The following is a 16,212-nucleotide window of genomic DNA, read 5'->3' on the forward strand; positions in this document are numbered from 1 at the left end:
GTTATTCTTGGACGCGTCGATTTAAAAACGGATAACTCGTCACGATCTCGCTGATGAGCATCTGCATTTTGTAGCCGTCGGCGGCGATGGTTTGGAGCATCTGGTCCACGATGATGTGGTCGTAGCCGTCGAGCTGACGGCAGAGGGCGTAGGCGAGAAGTTTTTCGGTGAGATTACGGGCAAGGTCCGTCTGACGCGCGGCGATGAGGGCTTTCAGTTCCTTGGGCGAGGAGAAATGCTTGCCGCCGGGGAGTTCGCCGACGGCATCGATGGGGCCGCCGGATTCGTCCTTGTCACGCCAGCGACCAATGGCGTCGAAGTTTTCCAAACCGAAGCCGATGGGATCGAGGATCTTGTGGCAGTTGGCGCAGACGGCGTTCATGCGATGCAGTTCGGTGCGCTGGCGCAGGGTGAGGTTGGCGACCTTCTTTTGATCCTGCTTTTCGAGCGCGGGCACGTTCGGTGGCGCGGGTGGCACGCGCTGACCGAGCACCTGCTCCAGCACCCACACGCCGCGCTTCACAGCGCTGGTGCGTGTGGCGAACGACGTGGTGGCAAGCACGCCGGGCATGCCAAGGATGCCACCGCGATTCGCGTCGGTGAGCTTCACCTTTTGCATCGCATCGCCCGTGATCTGCTTTTCGAGGCCGTAGATCTTTGCGAGCGTGCCGTTGAGGAAGGTGTAGTCGCTGTTCACGAAGCTGACGACGCTACGGTTCTCGCGCACGATGCTGTCAAAGAAGAGCCGTGCCTCGTCATACATGGCGCTGCGCAGTTCGGGCGTCATTTGCGGGAACTTCTGCGCATCGAAGGTCTTGTCCTTCAACTCCGCCGTGCCAAGCCACTGCGCTCCGAAGCCATCAAACAAAGCCCGCGAGCGTTTGTCGGCGAGCAGGCGCTTCGTTTGTGCTTTGAGCACGTCGGGTTCGTGCAGTTTTCCTTCGTCGGCGAGCTTCGACAACTCCGCGTCGGGCATGGTGGCCCAAAGAAGATACGAGAGGCGGCTGGCGAGTTGGTAATCATCCAGCGGCACGATCTTTTCGCCTGTGGGTGCGTCCTTGGAAGGCGTGATGAACAGGAACTGCGGCGAGACGAGCACGGCCTTCAGCATCAATCGCAACGCGGCGGTGCGGTCGAGCTTGTTGGCCGTGCCGAGGCCGAAAACTTTCACGAGAACACCAAGTTCGTCGTCGGTGGGCGGTCTTCGGTAAGCGGTCCGGGCAAGTTTCCTGGCGATCTCGCGGACATCGGTGTCTTTGTCGCCAAAGAGCCGCTTCTGAGCGTCAGCGGGCATTTTATGCAGCGCGGCATTCGCGATGCCGAGATACTGCTCGGTCTGCATGGGCGAGAGGGAATTGAGATAGCCCTCGCCGGGCACTTCGTCGGGCAATTCCTTCGCGATGGTCGCATCGACGCCGAGAAAGTCGTGCAGCGTGTTGCCATACTCGACCTTCGTGAGGCGACGGATGACAAACGGCCCCGGATCGCGTGTGGCGAGGTATTTGATCTGTGCCAGCGCATCGAGAAAGCGCTGCCGCTCGTCATCGCTGGGCTGGTCAGCGTCGTCCGGCGGCATGTCATGCGCATTGACGTTGGCGATGGCATCCATCCACTTGCGCGAGAAAGCCGGATCACCGGGCTTGCGTATGGCGATTTCGAGATTGAGGCCGGCCTTCGAACGTCGGTTGCCATGGCACTCGAAGCAGTATTTAGCCGCGAACTTCTCGACGTGCTGTTTGAAGGCCTTCTGCGCCGTGGCTTGCATCGCGGCGGGTTCATTATCGTCAGCTGCGGGCGTGACGGTGGGAAGCACGAGCGAGAGCAGCAGCACCGCAATCAATCCACGGCGGCAATATCGGGAGTTGGGAGTTATGAAGTTCAAAGGGGGATTCTATGACGCGCGATTCGTCGGAGCTCTATCGGCATTAAGTCCATACAGAAGTTCATTGGGTTGTTCAGGATTGTTTGATCGATGACTGGCATCACCTCCGATTAAACTCCCCCGAACTCACGTCATTATGAACCCCAGGTTTCTCTCCATCGCCGCTCTGCTCAGTTGTTTCCCCGTTTTAGGCGAGACACCGCGAAACGACGCCAAACTGACTAACCTGCGTGCCTTGAAGATCGACCAGGGCACCATCAGCACCGTGGAGCGCGATCCGTCGGCGACGAAGACCATTGTGAAGCTCGTACTAAACCCCGCGAAGGGCTCGAACATCAATGTCGAAGTCTGGCTGCCCGATGCGGAGAAGTGGAACGCACGCTTTCTCGGCCTCGGCAATGGTGGGGCGGCGGGCCGCATCAATTCGGGCAGTCTCTCCGGCCCGAGTTCTGCTGGTTATGCGGTGGCGGCGACGGACATGGGTACCGCACCAAACTCGGACTCCGGCATTGGCAATGAGGAAGTGTGGAAGGACTTCGGCTTCCGCGCCACGCATCTCATGACGGTGGTGGGCAAGCAGATCGTGAAGGCGTACTATGGCAAAGACCCAGAGCTGTCCTATTTCAGTGGCGGCTCGACGGGCGGTCAGCAGGCGCTCCAGGAAGCGCAGCGCTATCCCGAGGACTACGATGGCATCGCGGCTGCGGTCGCCGCGCACTGCCGCACGCCGCTGCATGCTTATTTTCTGTGGAACGAGCAGATTTTGAAGAAGTGCCCCTTCACCAAGTCGCAGGACGCCAGCGTCATCGCCGCTGCGAATGAGTTTATGGCCTCGCGTGAGATCACCATCGCTGCGGGCAAGTTCGTCTCCGATCCGCGCTGCACCTCGAAGGACATTGAGGCCGTCATCGCGCTGGCGCGGAAGAAGGACGCCACGCTCACTGACGAGCACGCGGCAGCCTTGAAGAAACTCTTCGACGGACCACGCCATGCCGTGACCGGCGAACGCATCTTCAACGGCATCCCGCTCGGCAGTTCCATCGAGGCCTCGCATGGGCACCTGTATCTCTTCCAGTGGGTCTTCGGCAAAGACAAGAACCTCGCCGATCTCAACTTCGGCACCGACATCGACACCTACACCGCCAAGCTCGCGCCGTATCTCAACGCCGAGAACACCGACCTCAGCGCCTTTTTCAAGCGCGGCGGCAAGCTCATCATGACCCTCGGCACCGCCGATTCGGTCGTGCCCTATCACGCGTCCATCGACTACTACGAGCGAGTCATCGAGCGCCTCGGTGGACTCGACAAGGTGCAGTCCTTCTTCCGCTTCTACGTCGTCCCCGGCCTCGCCCACGGCGGCGGCCCCGGCATCAATCAACCGCCGAACCTGCTCGATGCCGTCCGCGCCTGGCGCGAGACCGGCACCGCACCCTTCGCGCTCACTGGCCGACATGTTGAGAACGGCAAGTCCTCCTGGGAGATGACGATCTATCCGTATCCGACGCAAACGGGGTGGAATGCCGCTACCAGCAGCTTCGAATCGGTGAAAGGCAAACGCGGTGGCGTGGAGCGGATCGCTGAGCGTTTTCGCCCTGCGGCGAAGGGGTGAGGCATTTACGACCGCTCGCGACGAAGGCGTTCCAGTTCCTGCTTCAAGGGCTGCCAGTAGGCTTGGTCTTCGAGGCGTTCCTGGCGCTCTTCGGCATCAAGTGCTGCCTCCAGTGCAGAAACATTGTTTGAGATAGCATGATGAATCAAGGCACGCATGGGGACCGCCTCTTTCGCAAGAGCGGGATACGCCTGGGCGAGATCACGCAGCAGTTCGGGTGTGCGGAGTTCTTGGAACCAGAAGATAAGTTGCTCGGGACTTGGAGCTGCCCGATTAGAAAAGTAGTTGGCCTCCACCAGTCGGCGAATCATCGGCCAGTCCTTGTCGCGCTGGGTTTTCTTGGCCTGCACGAGGTCGCCCAAAGAAAGCAGATCGCACAGAGTGCCGTCGTCCATCACCAGCGTGGTGCGCCGCTCCCACAGTGTGGCAAAATCCGTCACGCCTCTCATGCGCGACATGACATCTACTCTCATGCCTGCGGCTTCGGGATGACGGCAGCGAAAATGCACAGCGTGACCAGCTTCAAGATGCTGGAGCACAAACGGTGGCACGGCGATGACCTCAGCTTCGAGGGCATTCATCGCCTTCGTTAGCCGTTCAGCATTCTCCTCGCTGGCGAGGATCGCCAGATCGGTGTCGCGGCTAAACTCCGCTGCGCCGTATAACACGCAGGCCTGGCCGCCCATGAGCAGGCACTGGACCTGGTGCTCGCGCATCGAAGAAAGGACTTTGCGTATCGGGTTCGGGATCAAGGGAGCCTCCAAGTGCAAGATAAGTCTGCCAGAGACGCGAGGTCTCTGTCCAGCGTTGAGCCGGAGTCAGCCGATACCACTCGGCCCACTCCTCGCCCACCAGTTCTTCTGCGCTGATCATGGATTGGATTTTAGGCTTTGGCGGGCTGTTCTTCAACCCGTCATTGGAGCGCATTCGCATTCGCAATTAACGCCCGGAGTCCTAGCATGCGCCCCCCTTTCATGCCTGCCTCCACCGCGCTACCCATCTGGAAAATCCACACTGACATCCTGCACACGCTGCGTGGTGGCAATCGTCTGGTGCTCGTGGCGCCGACGGGGTCGGGGAAGACCACGCAGGTGCCGCAGATGCTGCTGGATGCCGGGATCGCGGGGGAAAAGATGATCGTGGTGCTGCAACCTCGACGCGTCGCGGCTCGCACGGTGGCCACGCGGGTGGCTTGGGAGCGTGAGACTCGGCTTGGGGCGGAAGTCGGCTATCAGATCCGCTTTGATGACCACACGAGCGTTGGCACTCGCATCTGTTTTGTCACCGAGGGCATTCTGCTGCGCTGGCTTCAGGATGATCGCTCACTGTCAAAGATCGGCGCGGTGGTCTTTGATGAGTTCCACGAGCGAAACCTGCTCAGCGATGTGGCGCTGGCGTTGGTGAAGCATTTGCAGCAGACGCAGCGTCCGGATTTGGCGATGGTGGTGATGTCGGCGACGCTCGATGCCGAGCCTGTGGCGGCGTATTTGGATCCATGCCCGATCCTCATCTCGGAAGGTCAAAGTTTTCCCGTCGAGGTCGGCTATCTCTCGATGCCGGATCAGCGACCGATCACCGTGCAGGCCGCGGAGGCGGTCGAGCGCATCCTGCACGACGAAGACCCCGGCGACATCCTCGTCTTCATGCCGGGCCGTGGCGAGATCCAGGGCACGCTGGACGCGTTGCGCGGCCTGAGAACGCGGGAACGCGTGGCCTGCATCCCGCTGCATGGCGAACTCGAGCCGCAGGAGCAGGACCGCGCCTTTGCGCCGAACTCGCTGCGCAAAGTGATCGTCGCCACCAACGTCGCCGAGACCAGCATCACCATCGACGGCATCCGCCATGTCGTGGACAGCGGCATCGCCCGCGTGGCTCGTTACGATGCCGAGCGCGGCATCGGCACGCTTTTGCTGGAGCCGATCAGCCGCGCCAGTGCGGATCAGCGCAAAGGCCGCGCCGGACGCACCGCGCCAGGCACGTGTCATCGCCTTTGGACCGTCATCAGCCACAAAGACCGCGACGAGCGCAACACGCCCGAGATTCAGCGCAGCGACCTCGCGGAGGTCGTGCTGTTGCTGCACTCGCTCGGCATCCGCGAGGCCGCCAGCTTTGACTGGCTCGACAAACCCGATCCACAGGCCGTGCAGCGAGCCGAGCGCCTACTCACCATGCTCGGTGCGCTGCTTGATGCTGATCTGACACCCATCGGTCACCAAATGCGGCGACTGCCCATGCATCCGCGTTACTCACGCATGCTCATCGAGGCCAGCCAACGCGGCTGCGTGGCCGATGCCGCCCTGTGCGCCGCCTTGGTGAGCGGTCGCGATTTGCTCGCCCGCCTCGACCGCGATGATGTGAGCACCCAAGCCGCCCGCGAGATGTTCGAGGACAGCCCCGACTCCGATTTCATCACGCTCATGCGAGCCTACGACTTCGCCAAAGCGAACGCCTTCAGCTTCGACCGCTGCCGCAGCTACGGCATCAATGCCCAGGTCGCCCGCCAAGTGGAGCAGACCTTCCAACAGATCATGCACGCCGCGCAGCAAATCGATTCTCAGAGCAACTCCAGCAGATTCAGGGAGGCCAGCAGATTGGTTTCTGAAAAATCTGCGGGCCTCCCTGAATCTGCTGGAGACCACCCTCTGTCGCAAAAGCCAGTCCATGGAGTTACGGTGCTCGGCGGTGCAAATCTGTCTTCCCCTAAACCGAACGAAGCCCTCCTGCGCTGCCTCATGGCCGGATTCGTCGATCAACTCGCCAAACGCCGCACTCCCGGCAAACCCGAGTGCGATCTCACCGATCAACGCACCGGCCAGCTCGTGCGCGAAAGCGTGGTCACCGACGCCGCCTACTTCGTCGCCGCCAATCTACGCGAAACACCCTCCCGCCAGACTCTCCTCAGCCTCGCCACCGCCGTGCAGCCCGCGTGGATCGCCGAGATGTTCCCGCAGCATCTCAGCACCACCCTCGAGCACCTCTTCGATGCCCAAAACAAGCGCGTCGCCGCCACGCGGCTCGTGCGCTACCGCGATCTCGTCATCGAGCAAAAAGCCCAGCAGCGCGACCTCGATCCCGTCGCCAGCGGACGCTGCCTCGCCGAAGCCCACCGCGCCGGAGCCTTCGATCTGCCACTCATGGATCATCGGCTGAAACAATTCATCGCCCGCGTGAACCTCGTCCACGCCACCCTGCCCGAACTCGAGTTCGCCCCCTTCGACGAAGCCGCCATCACCACCAGCCTCGCCCGCGCCTTCACCGGCCTCACCCTCGTCAAAGAAGCCCAAGCCGCGCCCCTTTTGCCCGCCTTCCATCAGCACCTCGACAAAGGCCAAGTCAGTTGGCTCGACGAACTGGTGCCCCTCACCCTCCCCTGGTCCAACGGCGGCCCCATCAAGCTCAGCTACGTCAACGACACCCCCGAAGCCCAAGTGAAGCTCCAAGACTGCTTCGCGCTCATATCACACCCGACGCTCTGCGAAGGCCGCCTCCCCGTGACACTCAGCCTCCACACCCCCGACGGCAAACGCCTCGCCAGCACCACCGACTGGTCCAAGTTTCAGGAACGCGAATGGCCCAAGCATCGCCAAGCCGTGGCGAAGAAGTTTTCGGGTGTTTTGTGGCGGTGACCTTCCAGAAGGAAACACCGCGAGAGTTTAGAAAACCGCAGAGAAAGCCTCTGGAACTCATCTCTGCGGTTTTCTCATCTCTCGCGGTGATCATTTCAGGTCTTCCCCGCGCCATTGCAGCCGCCGAGAAGGCCGGGGAGCAGGTGGAGGAGGCTTTCGGGGCTCGATTCAGGCTCCTTCGCCTCGCAGGATCGCCTGCGGGAGAGAGGAAAGTGAGTTGTCAGAGTTTGGCACCCTGTCCGCGTTTTCCCCATTCTTTGTGGAGCGGCCAAGGCACGGAGCACTCATTTTTTGCGAGACAAGGCGGGGGCTTTTTGATTTAAAATCCACCATGCCAGACGAACCCCTCCATTTCAGTGATGAGGCGATGGATGAAGACGCCGGTCGGGAGACGGCAGACTTGAAGCCGTGGATCCGCGAGATCTTTGAAGCGCATCATGATTATCTGCTGGAAGCGTCCCAAGGGGAGATCAACGAAACGAAGGATGAGGAGCGGTTTCAAAAGCAATTGAGGGACTGGTTGTGCAAACTGCCGGACGAAGCCACCACCCCGGTCTTTCTCCGCCTCAGAGACATCATTTTGGAAGTGGCCGAACGCCAGGGCATCGTGGAGGCGAAGGATCTTCCGCCAGACCTCCAGTTCACGCTCAGCGAGCTTTCGCTCACGCTGGCCGGACAACTCATCCAAAGCGTCAACGCCCGCATCACGAAGGAGCTGCGCCACCTGCGCCCCGTGGAGCGCATCGCGTTTTATGATCAGGTCATCGACGACCTGACCTTGGCAGAGACTTACGCGCTGGACGCCATGCCGCCGGAACGCACTGGATTCCTCAAAAGCGCACGCTCGATACGCGCCGATTGCCATCGCGCGTGCCAGGCCCTGCGCCGCCATCATCGCCAATGAGGCGTGGGAATTAGGCCAACGCCGCAGCCGCAATTCGCGTGCGAGCGTGGTCTTCCCCGCGCCATTGCAGCCGCCGAGAATGCAGAGGACCGGGTTCATGCGGTTTTCTTGGCTCTTTTCCGCCCGTTCGCAACGCCGCATTCGGGATCGAAACATCTGGTAAAAGGTTTGGGGTAAAAAATTCTGGTCCAACCTTTTACCCACCCTCTTTTACCAGCCTGCTTCTGAAGGGATTGGGGAGGTCAACTCATCGGGAGCGGCCCTCGATCTGATTTACTGGCAGAAGAATGAAGGCAGAAGAATGGCTCTGAATGCACCCTTACCCTTCCCTGGCCCCGTTTCCCCACCAAAGCCCGGTGCCAAAGAAATCATGGCCCTGCGTGCAGTAACGCCAGGCTCATGGGCGTTGAAAACCGGGCGTAAAACCCCTGATCAGGCGCTCCATGCGTCATTCCTCCACCTCTCTCAACTAGCAGACAGAATGAATCGACACAGAATAGGAATTGTCGCGCTAACGCTCTTGGCCGCAATGGTCGCGCCGACAGGAGCGGCGGAGTCCCAGGAGCAAGAGGGAGGCCGCGATTACTGGCCAACCCAAAAGTGGCGAGTTGCGGACCCCGCGACACAGGGCGTCGATCCAAACAAGCTGGCGGATGCCTGGCGATTTGCGAGCGGTCAGAACACCGAGGCGCTATTGATCGTCCGGCATGGTTACATCGTGGCCGAATATTACGGGGCCGACTTTCACGCCGACGAGTCGCACGACTCCTACTCGATGGCCAAGAGCGTGTGCAGCGCGGTCGTCGGGATAGCCATCCAGCAGAAAAAGATCCAGTCCGTTCAGCAGAAGCTGACGGAGTTCTTTCCGATGCGGGGCGAGCCGGCGGATGCGCCTCATCGGGGGGGCATCACTATCGCGCACCTGCTCACCATGACCAGCGGCATCGATTTCGACAACAAGGTCAACTATCCGCAAATGAAGGCCTCGCCCGACTGGGTGGACTATGTGTTGAGCCGGCCCGTGACTCATGCGCCGGGCTCGTTTTGGCGCTACACGGCGGACCCAACGTTGCTGTCCGGGATTGTCTCCAAGGCGACGGGCATGTCGATGTATGCCTACGCCAAGTCGGAGTTGTTCGATCCGATTGGCATGAACTCGGTGCGTTGGAAGGGTGGGCCGAACGATCACACGAACGGCAATGGCGATCTATTCGCCACGGCCCGCGATTGTGCGCGATTTGGGTTCCTGTATTTGAACAACGGCCGTTGGGATGGCCGACAGATTCTGCCGGCGGACTGGGTCGAACGTTCGACTCAACCGTGTCGGTCGGCGGAAAGGGCGCCTTGCGACTGCTGGCAACCGGAAGGTCGGCCGGCGGCGTCAGGAGCGCCTTTTGATTATGGCTATCTGTGGTGGTGCCGTCGGCTGCCCGGCGTGCCGGCGGACGCCTATTACGCTTTTGGCGGATTCGGTCAGTTCATACTGATCGTTCCGAGCCTGGATGTGGTCATGGTGCGATTGGGACACGACCGCGTGCAGTCGGATTTGGTGATTCTGCCCGAACTGGCGGCACGCATCGTGGCCGCGGTCAAGCCATGAGCCTGAGCCCCAACACTGTGCCGTCGCCTACAAAAACCGATGCCCAAAAAGCGTGGCGCAGCGTGCAGAGACAGCCATGCTCAGCGACAGAATGAAACTTTACAGGTTAGGCATTGTCGTACTAGCGCTCTTGGCAGGAGTGGCCTCGCCGGGTGGAGCGGTGGAGCCCCAAGAGCGGGGAACGGAACCGAAGAAGGTGCTACCATTGAAACCCCCTTCCTGGCTGGGAGATCACATGGTCCTGCCCGCCGGCCGCCCCGTGCCGCTCAACGGAACCGCAGAGCCAGGCACCGAACTCACGGTCGAGTTTGGGACACAGAAAAAGGGCGCAACGGCTGACAAAGACGGCAAGTGGCGCATCACGCTCGATCCCATGCCTGCCTCCCTCGAGAGCCGCGTGCTCAGGATCCACGCGCTACTGGCCGATGCCGAGGCACTGCTCCAGGATGTCGTCGTCGGCGACCTGTGGCTCTGTGCGGGGCAATCCAACATGAACTTTCCGCTCAAGGCATCCGTGGAAAAACAAGAGGCGTTGGAAGCGATCTCGACCGTGGACGTGCGCTACTTTGACGGTCAGTCGTGGATGAAGCTCACGCGGGACAATGTGTCAGGCCTTTCTGCTGTCGGCGTCTGGTTCGCCATGGAGATGGCGCGCCGACAGAACGCGCCCGTCGGGTTCCTGAAAATCGGGATGGGTGGCACCGGCATCGAAGCATGGATTCCCGAGCGAGCCTTCCCGGACAGCGAGCACGGTCGGCGGATGCGCCCGTTGGTGAATGATCCACAGGTCCTGAAGGCGGCCGAAGAAGACGCCGCCGACCCGAAGGTCTATGGTCAGCACCGGCTCGCGAAGTGGGGACTGGCGCGGGCGGTTCCGGCGAGCCTTTACAGGAAGCTTGTCGAGCCGACGGCCGACCTGCCCGTGCGCGGCGCCGTCTGGTATCAGGGCGAGTCGAATGCCGTGCCCGATGCTCCCCACGGAGAGTATCGGCTTTGGCTAAAAAGCCTGGTTGCCTCGTGGCGGGACCTTTTACACAGCCCGGACCTGCCGTTCATCGTGATTCAACTGCCAGATTACGACCCCGGCATGGAGGAAAATCGCGCCGCTTGGACGCGCGTCCAAAATGAACAAGCCGCCGCGGCACAGGAGACCGACGGCGTCTGGGTGGTTGAAACGAAAGGATTGGGCGACCCGACCAACATTCATCCCAAACGAAAGAAGGAAGTGGGAATCCGTGCCGCCGCAGCGGCTTGTCAGCACCTCCACCTCGATGGAGCAAATGCCAAATGACCGGCTTTCGTTGAGCCCGCAGCGGTGTGAGGCTATTGAAATTCACTGCCTTGGATTTCACGCCTTCGCGTAAACCTCCGCACCCGCTTCGACGAACTCCTTCGACTTCTCTTCCATGCCGCGCTGAAGCGCTTCTTCCTCGGAGATGGCTTGTTGACTCGCCGCCCGGCTCGCCCTTCGGGTCATCCTGTGGATGATCTGTCTCGCTCCGCTCGGCTCAGCGGCGTATTTGCGGACGTCTTCGGTGATGTTGACGGCATTGCCTCCACTCGGCACTGCCGCCCTGCGGGCAAACGCTTCGCGTTTGTCGGTTTGCCCGCGATCATGAGGATTCAAGCGCGGCGGGCTATCTCCGCTGCGCTTCGGTTCGCCTCCGATCCCTCGGCTCGGCGCATGGTGCAGGAAGTGGGGGAAGTGGGGGAAGTACATGGAAAAAGGCAGGTGGTTACTTGGTTTGGTAAATCGTGGCCTGCTCAAACAAGGAATCCACCGTTTCGCCCGCGAAGAGGGCCTGGCGTTCCTGGGTGTAGTCTCCTTGGCCGACCTGCCAGATGGAGAGCAGACGGGCCACTTTGTGCGGCGGCAGATTCTGCTGGAGGATGCGCAGGGCTTCCCCGGTGAGCTCTTGTTCGGTTTCGATGACGGCACTCATGGTGTTTGCTGGAAGGAGGCTACGACGAAGTCGGCAGGGTTCAAGACGGTGATTGGCCCCTGGTAGCGTTTGCGAAAACGGTCATCACAGGTGAGCAGGTGGTCACAGCCTGCGGCCTCGGCGCAGGCGGCATGCAGCGAATCAAGTGCTCCGACGCCGAGGGATTCGAGCGCGAGGGCACGTTGCTTGATCGCCAGATTCAATGAGACGGCGTGTGTGGCGAGGGTGAGGCACCGCTCGACCCAAAGGCGTCGGAACTCCTTGGGATTGCGGGCGTTTTCGAGATCATGGATCGGAGATCGGACCATTTTGAAGCGGCCGATCTCGACGAGATTCAGAATGACGCACAGGGCATGCGTTTCGAGCCAGACGCGTGGCTGGCTCTGATCGTCAAAGGGACGGCACAAGGTGCAGATGTCCGCGTAGATGAGCATGGCTCACGCAGGTTGATAGACTTCCGCACCGGCTTGCACGAATTCTTTGCTCTTCTGTTCCATCCCGGCTTTGAGAGCCTCTTCTTCGGCGAGACCCTGCTCGGCGGCGTATTTTCTCACATCTTCGGTGATCTTCATGGAACAGAAATGCGGTCCACACATGCTGCAGAAATGGGCGGATTTGGCTCCGTCTTGAGGCAGCGTTTCGTCGTGGTATTCGCGGGCGGTGACGGGGTCGAGGCTGAGATTGAACTGGTCTTCCCAGCGGAACTCGAAGCGGGCTTTGCTCAGCGCGTTGTCGCGGTATTGGGCACCGGGGTGGCCTTTGGCGAGGTCGGCGGCGTGGGCGGCGAGTTTGTAGGTGATGACGCCGGCTTTGACGTCTTCCTTGTTGGGGAGGCCGAGGTGTTCCTTGGGCGTGACGTAGCAGAGCATGGCGCAGCCATACCAGCCGATCATGGCGGCTCCGATGCCGCTGGTGATGTGGTCGTAGCCGGGGGCGATGTCGGTGGTGAGAGGGCCCAAGGTGTAGAAGGGGGCCTCGTGGCACCATTCGAGCTGCTTGGCCATGTTTTCCTCGATCATGTGCATGGGGACGTGGCCGGGGCCTTCGTTCATGACCTGGACGCCCTTGGCCCAGGCACGTTTGGTGAGCTCGCCCTGCACCTCGAGTTCGCCGAACTGGGCTTTGTCATTGGCGTCAGCGATAGAACCTGGTCGCAGACCATCGCCGATGGAGAAGGAGACGTCGTAGGCGGCCATGATGTCGCAGATGTCGTCCCAGTGGGTGTAGAGGAAGTTTTCCTTGTGATGGGCGAGGCACCACTTGGCCATGATGCTGCCGCCGCGGCTGACGATGCCGGTCATGCGGGAGGCGGTCATGGGGACGAAGCGCAGCAGAACGCCGGCGTGGATGGTGAAGTAATCGACGCCCTGTTCGGCCTGCTCGATGAGGGTATCGCGGAAGAGTTCCCAGGTGAGGTCCTCTGCCTTGCCGTTCACTTTTTCGAGCGCCTGATAAATGGGCACGGTGCCGATGGGCACGGGGCTGTTGCGCAGGATCCATTCACGGGTGGCGTGGATGTTCTTGCCGGTGGAGAGGTCCATGACGGTGTCCGCGCCCCACTTGGTGGCCCAACGCATTTTTTCGACTTCCTCTTCGATGCTGGAGGCGACGGCGCTGTTACCGATGTTGGCGTTGATTTTGACGAGGAAGTTTCGGCCGATGATCATCGGCTCAAGCTCGGGGTGATTGATGTTGGCGGGGATGATGGCGCGGCCTGCGGCGACTTCGGAGCGGACGAACTCGGGGGTGATTTCGTTCGGGATGCGCTGGGGGAAGCGCTTGAAGATGCCGGGGGTGTACTCGGTCTGGACCTGGGAGGAGCCGACGTGCTGCTTGTCGAGGTCGTTGCGGACGATGTCGTTGGTCTGGTCGGCGATCTTCGCGCGATACATGTTTTCGCGGATGGCGATGAACTCCATTTCGGGGGTGATGATGCCCTGCTTGGCATACCAAAGCTGGGTGACGGGATGGCCGGTGGCTTTGAGCGGGCGGCGGCGCTCGCCGTGAAGGCCGGGGAATTCGACGAGGCGGTTGCGCTCGGCGGTGCTGGCGAATTCGGCGTGCTTGCCACTGAGGTAGCCGTTGTCCTGCGGCTTCACTTCGCGGCCATCGTAGGCGATGACGTCATTGCGGGCAGCGATCCATTTTTCCCGCAGGGGCGGCAGACCTTCGGAGGAGTCGCCGGTAAAAGCGGGATCGCCCCAGGGGCCGGAGCAATCATAGACGCGGACGGGGGCGTTTTCCTCGATGCGACCGTTGAAGGCCTTCGTGGGAGAAAGGGTGATCTCGCGCATGGGGACGCGGACATCCTTGTGGATCTGGCCCTCGACATAGACGCGTTGGCTGGCAGGGAGTTGCTCGGAGGAGTGGCCTTCAAAGGAGGTTTTGGGATCGGCGATCATGGCGGGGAAAGTGCTTGGTTCGTGGTTCTTCGTTCTTGGTTGGGGCGGCCTGTGGCCGGAACTGAGAAACCTCCGAGCGAACTCCCTTCGGCGGCATGACCCGCATCAGGTTCGGAGGGTTCGGAACAAATCCGTCTCAGTCCCTGCGGTGGGACGCCCCTGTCGTGACGAGGCGGAGTGTCCGGCTGGGCGGGCGAAGGTCAAAGGCAATTTCAGACCAGTGTGGCAGGCGGGGGAGGGCAGGGGACAAAGAACTAGCAAATCATGGAAAATATAATAGATTGAGTCGGTTTAAACCGTTCATGCGCTCCCCCTGTCCTCTTTTTCACGCCCTGCTGGCCTTTTTGGGCCTGCTGCTGGCACCGTTTTCGGTGTCGCGGGCGGATTTGGTCACGGACTGGAACGCCCTGGCCCTGGACACGATGCGCACGAGCACGGAGTCGCCCTTCGTGGCGCGTGATCTGGCCATCATGCACACGGCGATCTACAACGCCTCGGAGAGCATCCGAGGTGTTTACAACACCTACGGCTTCAGTGGTTACACCGCGCCCACTGGCGGCCCGTCAGGGGCGTCCATCGAGGCGGCGATGGCCACGGCGGCGAACACGGTGATGCAAAGCCTTTACTCGGGTGCCAGCGGCGACTTCACCACGCTCTACAACACGCAACTGAGTGGGATCGCCGACGGACAGGCAAAGACGGATGGCATCGCCTGGGGGACGACCATCGCGAATGACATCCTAACCTGGCGTGCGGCGGACGGTGCCTCGGTGGCAGCTAGCACGCCCTATTCGCCAGTGGGCACGGTGGGCTACTGGCAGCAGACTTCTCTCTCAAGTGCGCTGCTGCCCGGTTGGGGAAATGTGGACACCTTTGCGATCTCTGGCACCGCTGCTTACACAGGCACGCTGCCAGGAGTTTCGCTGGCGGGCTATGTGCAGACGTCGCAGTACGCGGCGGATTTCAACACGGTGAAGGACTTGGGCGCGCAGTTCAGCCTGACCCGCACTGCAGACCAGACGAGTCAGGCCTATTTCTGGGCGGCGGGCAATGGCACGGTGAAAATGCCGGGCCTGTGGAACCAGGTGGCGACGGCGGCGGCGGCGACAGCCTCGCTGGATGTCGCCGAAACCGCACGGCTCCTGGCCGCCGTGAACATCGCGATGGCGGACGCGGGCATCGCCTCTTGGGCGAATGCGTATGACACGCAGTTCTGGCGGCCGGAGACGGCGATCGCGAACGGCGGCGACGTGTTGTTCGACACGGACGGCAACATCGACACCGAGGGCGATGTCTTCTGGCTGCCGCTGATCAACTCGCCCTCCTACCCTGAGTACATCTCCACGCAGAGCGCCTTCAGCGCGGCTGCGGCGGCGGTGCTGGCGCAATACCTGGGCGATGGCCTGTCCTTCAGCCTCGGCAGCGACATCAATGGCGACGGCAGCATCGATCTGACGCGGAATTACACCAGCTTCAGCCAGGCGGCGAACGAGGCCGCGCAAAGCGGTACCTACGCGGGCATTCAGTTCGGCACGTCCATCACAGACGGGCAGACCATCGGGGCGAGCGTGGGAGATTATGTGGTGACGAACAACTTCGCCCTCGTGCCAGAGCCTGCGGGCGCGGCGCTGGTGCTGCTGGGAACGTTGCTCATGCTGCAACGCCGCCGCATCTCAGCGTGACGGATACAGCTCCGGCATCAGCAGCGGGCGCAGCACCATGGGCGTGAGTTCATATGGCAGCGGCTTCCACGGGTGGCTTTTGTCCTTTTTCAGCGTGCCCCACCAGAGCCGTCCGCCCTGGCGCCAGGGGTCAAGCACGAGGCCGTCCTCGAAGCGCTGCCCTTTCGCGGTGACGACGATGCCGTTGTGCTCCAGGAACGTCGCGCGGCGGGAGGAGGTGAGGTGCAGGTCGAGCGTTTTGAGATTGAGCCGGTGCAGGTGCGGGAACAAATCATCCCGCCATTGGTAGCAGAGGCCGCGCTTGCGCAGACCGGTGTTGACCAGGCCGTTGTTCATCCATGGCAGGCAGAGCGGTTTGAAGTCGAGGGACATCTTTGCGGACTCCTCGATGGCGGTGCCGGCCACTCGGTCCGCCTCAACTCGGCTGACTGATGGGGCGAGCTGCTGGAGGTCACGGCTGAGGTGCGCCGCTTTCTCACGGCGCTGTTCCAGCGTGCCGACACTGACGCACGAGGCGATGATCCAGGGGAGAACGAGGATGAAAAAACGTGAAGCAGCGGACAT

Annotated in this window: 12 protein-coding genes, 1 pseudogene and 1 riboswitch; of the genes and pseudogenes, 6 read left to right on the forward strand and 7 right to left on the reverse strand. The window is 61.4% G+C overall.

Going from position 1 to position 16,212, the window contains the following annotated elements; translation table 11 throughout:
* Window position 1 precedes the first annotated feature (1 nt).
* A complete protein-coding gene (locus tag ACILSI_RS05015; RefSeq protein WP_395720752.1) occupies window positions 2-1,831 on the reverse strand; it encodes a DUF1592 domain-containing protein in 1,830 nt (609 codons plus the stop codon).
* A gap of 187 nt (window positions 1,832-2,018) precedes the next feature.
* Between ACILSI_RS05015 and ACILSI_RS05020 the strand changes: the two genes are divergently transcribed.
* The gene (locus ACILSI_RS05020; RefSeq protein WP_395720753.1) at window positions 2,019-3,491 is read left to right on the forward strand and encodes a tannase/feruloyl esterase family alpha/beta hydrolase; all 1,473 of its coding nucleotides are present in this window, start codon (window positions 2,019-2,021) and stop codon (window positions 3,489-3,491) included.
* A 5-nt stretch (window positions 3,492-3,496) separates the two neighbouring features.
* Here the strand turns inward: ACILSI_RS05020 and ACILSI_RS05025 are convergent, their stop codons facing one another.
* Window positions 3,497-4,207: a hypothetical protein gene (locus tag ACILSI_RS05025; RefSeq protein ID WP_395720754.1), complete on the reverse strand. Its 711-nt coding sequence runs from the start codon at window positions 4,205-4,207 to the stop codon at window positions 3,497-3,499.
* A gap of 243 nt (window positions 4,208-4,450) precedes the next feature.
* Between ACILSI_RS05025 and ACILSI_RS05030 the strand changes: the two genes are divergently transcribed.
* The 4 genes from ACILSI_RS05030 to ACILSI_RS05045 all read left to right on the forward strand — a co-directional run bounded on the left by ACILSI_RS05030 (window position 4,451) and on the right by ACILSI_RS05045 (window position 10,912).
* A complete protein-coding gene (locus ACILSI_RS05030; RefSeq protein WP_395720755.1) occupies window positions 4,451-7,117 on the forward strand; it encodes an ATP-dependent RNA helicase in 2,667 nt (888 codons plus the stop codon).
* Window positions 7,118-7,448: 331 nt separating this feature from the next.
* Window positions 7,449-8,021 (forward strand): hypothetical protein, encoded by a 573-nt coding sequence (locus tag ACILSI_RS05035; RefSeq protein ID WP_395720756.1) that lies wholly within the window; start codon window positions 7,449-7,451, stop codon window positions 8,019-8,021.
* Window positions 8,022-8,550: 529 nt separating this feature from the next.
* Window positions 8,551-9,621 (forward strand): serine hydrolase domain-containing protein, encoded by a 1,071-nt coding sequence (locus ACILSI_RS05040; protein ID WP_395720757.1) that lies wholly within the window; start codon window positions 8,551-8,553, stop codon window positions 9,619-9,621.
* A 235-nt stretch (window positions 9,622-9,856) separates the two neighbouring features.
* Window positions 9,857-10,912 (forward strand): sialate O-acetylesterase, encoded by a 1,056-nt coding sequence (locus ACILSI_RS05045; RefSeq protein WP_395720758.1) that lies wholly within the window; start codon window positions 9,857-9,859, stop codon window positions 10,910-10,912.
* A gap of 57 nt (window positions 10,913-10,969) precedes the next feature.
* Here ACILSI_RS05045 and ACILSI_RS05050 read toward each other — a convergent pair.
* The 4 genes and pseudogenes from ACILSI_RS05050 to thiC all read right to left on the reverse strand — a co-directional run.
* A pseudogene (locus tag ACILSI_RS05050) lies at window positions 10,970-11,170 on the reverse strand (hypothetical protein); the annotation flags it as partial.
* Between the two features lie 187 nt (window positions 11,171-11,357).
* On the reverse strand, window positions 11,358-11,564 hold the full coding sequence (locus tag ACILSI_RS05055; protein WP_395720759.1) for a hypothetical protein: 207 nt from the start codon (window positions 11,562-11,564) through the stop codon (window positions 11,358-11,360).
* Window positions 11,561-11,998 carry a PIN domain-containing protein gene (locus tag ACILSI_RS05060; protein ID WP_395720760.1) on the reverse strand — a complete coding sequence of 146 codons (438 nt, stop codon included), beginning with the start codon at window positions 11,996-11,998 and terminating at the stop codon, window positions 11,561-11,563. The genes ACILSI_RS05055 and ACILSI_RS05060 overlap by 4 nt, the downstream gene beginning before the upstream one ends.
* 3 nt (window positions 11,999-12,001) lie before the next feature.
* Entirely contained in the window at window positions 12,002-13,966 is a 1,965-nt protein-coding gene (gene thiC / locus ACILSI_RS05065; RefSeq protein WP_395720761.1) for a phosphomethylpyrimidine synthase ThiC, read from the reverse strand.
* 64 nt (window positions 13,967-14,030) lie between these two features.
* A riboswitch (TPP riboswitch) is annotated at window positions 14,031-14,137 on the reverse strand.
* A 131-nt stretch (window positions 14,138-14,268) separates the two neighbouring features.
* Here thiC and ACILSI_RS05070 point away from each other — a divergent pair.
* The gene (locus ACILSI_RS05070) at window positions 14,269-15,648 is read left to right on the forward strand and encodes a hypothetical protein (RefSeq protein WP_395720762.1); all 1,380 of its coding nucleotides are present in this window, start codon (window positions 14,269-14,271) and stop codon (window positions 15,646-15,648) included.
* On the opposite strand, the gene ACILSI_RS05075 is transcribed toward ACILSI_RS05070, so the two are convergent.
* Window positions 15,640-16,212 carry a hypothetical protein gene (locus ACILSI_RS05075; RefSeq protein ID WP_395720763.1) on the reverse strand — a complete coding sequence of 191 codons (573 nt, stop codon included), beginning with the start codon at window positions 16,210-16,212 and terminating at the stop codon, window positions 15,640-15,642. The genes ACILSI_RS05070 and ACILSI_RS05075 overlap by 9 nt on opposite strands.

Source organism: Prosthecobacter sp. (assembly GCF_044232965.1).
GTDB lineage: Bacteria > Verrucomicrobiota > Verrucomicrobiia > Verrucomicrobiales > Verrucomicrobiaceae > Prosthecobacter.

What these genes read in the sequence shown, in the direction of transcription:
- ACILSI_RS05020 (WP_395720753.1), top strand. Translation starts at nt 2,019, where the DNA reads ATGAACCCCAGGTTTCTCTCCATCGCCGCTCTGCTCAGTTGTTTCCCC.
- ACILSI_RS05025 (WP_395720754.1), bottom strand. Translation starts at nt 4,207, where the DNA reads ATGCGCGAGCACCAGGTCCAGTGCCTGCTCATGGGCGGCCAGGCCTGC.
- ACILSI_RS05030 (WP_395720755.1), top strand. Translation starts at nt 4,451, where the DNA reads ATGCGCCCCCCTTTCATGCCTGCCTCCACCGCGCTACCCATCTGGAAA.
- ACILSI_RS05035 (WP_395720756.1), top strand. Translation starts at nt 7,449, where the DNA reads ATGCCAGACGAACCCCTCCATTTCAGTGATGAGGCGATGGATGAAGAC.
- ACILSI_RS05040 (WP_395720757.1), top strand. Translation starts at nt 8,551, where the DNA reads ATGGTCGCGCCGACAGGAGCGGCGGAGTCCCAGGAGCAAGAGGGAGGC.
- ACILSI_RS05045 (WP_395720758.1), top strand. Translation starts at nt 9,857, where the DNA reads ATGGTCCTGCCCGCCGGCCGCCCCGTGCCGCTCAACGGAACCGCAGAG.
- ACILSI_RS05055 (WP_395720759.1), bottom strand. Translation starts at nt 11,564, where the DNA reads ATGAGTGCCGTCATCGAAACCGAACAAGAGCTCACCGGGGAAGCCCTG.
- ACILSI_RS05060 (WP_395720760.1), bottom strand. Translation starts at nt 11,998, where the DNA reads ATGCTCATCTACGCGGACATCTGCACCTTGTGCCGTCCCTTTGACGAT.
- thiC (WP_395720761.1), bottom strand. Translation starts at nt 13,966, where the DNA reads ATGATCGCCGATCCCAAAACCTCCTTTGAAGGCCACTCCTCCGAGCAA.
- ACILSI_RS05070 (WP_395720762.1), top strand. Translation starts at nt 14,269, where the DNA reads ATGCGCTCCCCCTGTCCTCTTTTTCACGCCCTGCTGGCCTTTTTGGGC.
- ACILSI_RS05075 (WP_395720763.1), bottom strand. Translation starts at nt 16,212, where the DNA reads ATGTCCGCTGCTTCACGTTTTTTCATCCTCGTTCTCCCCTGGATCATC.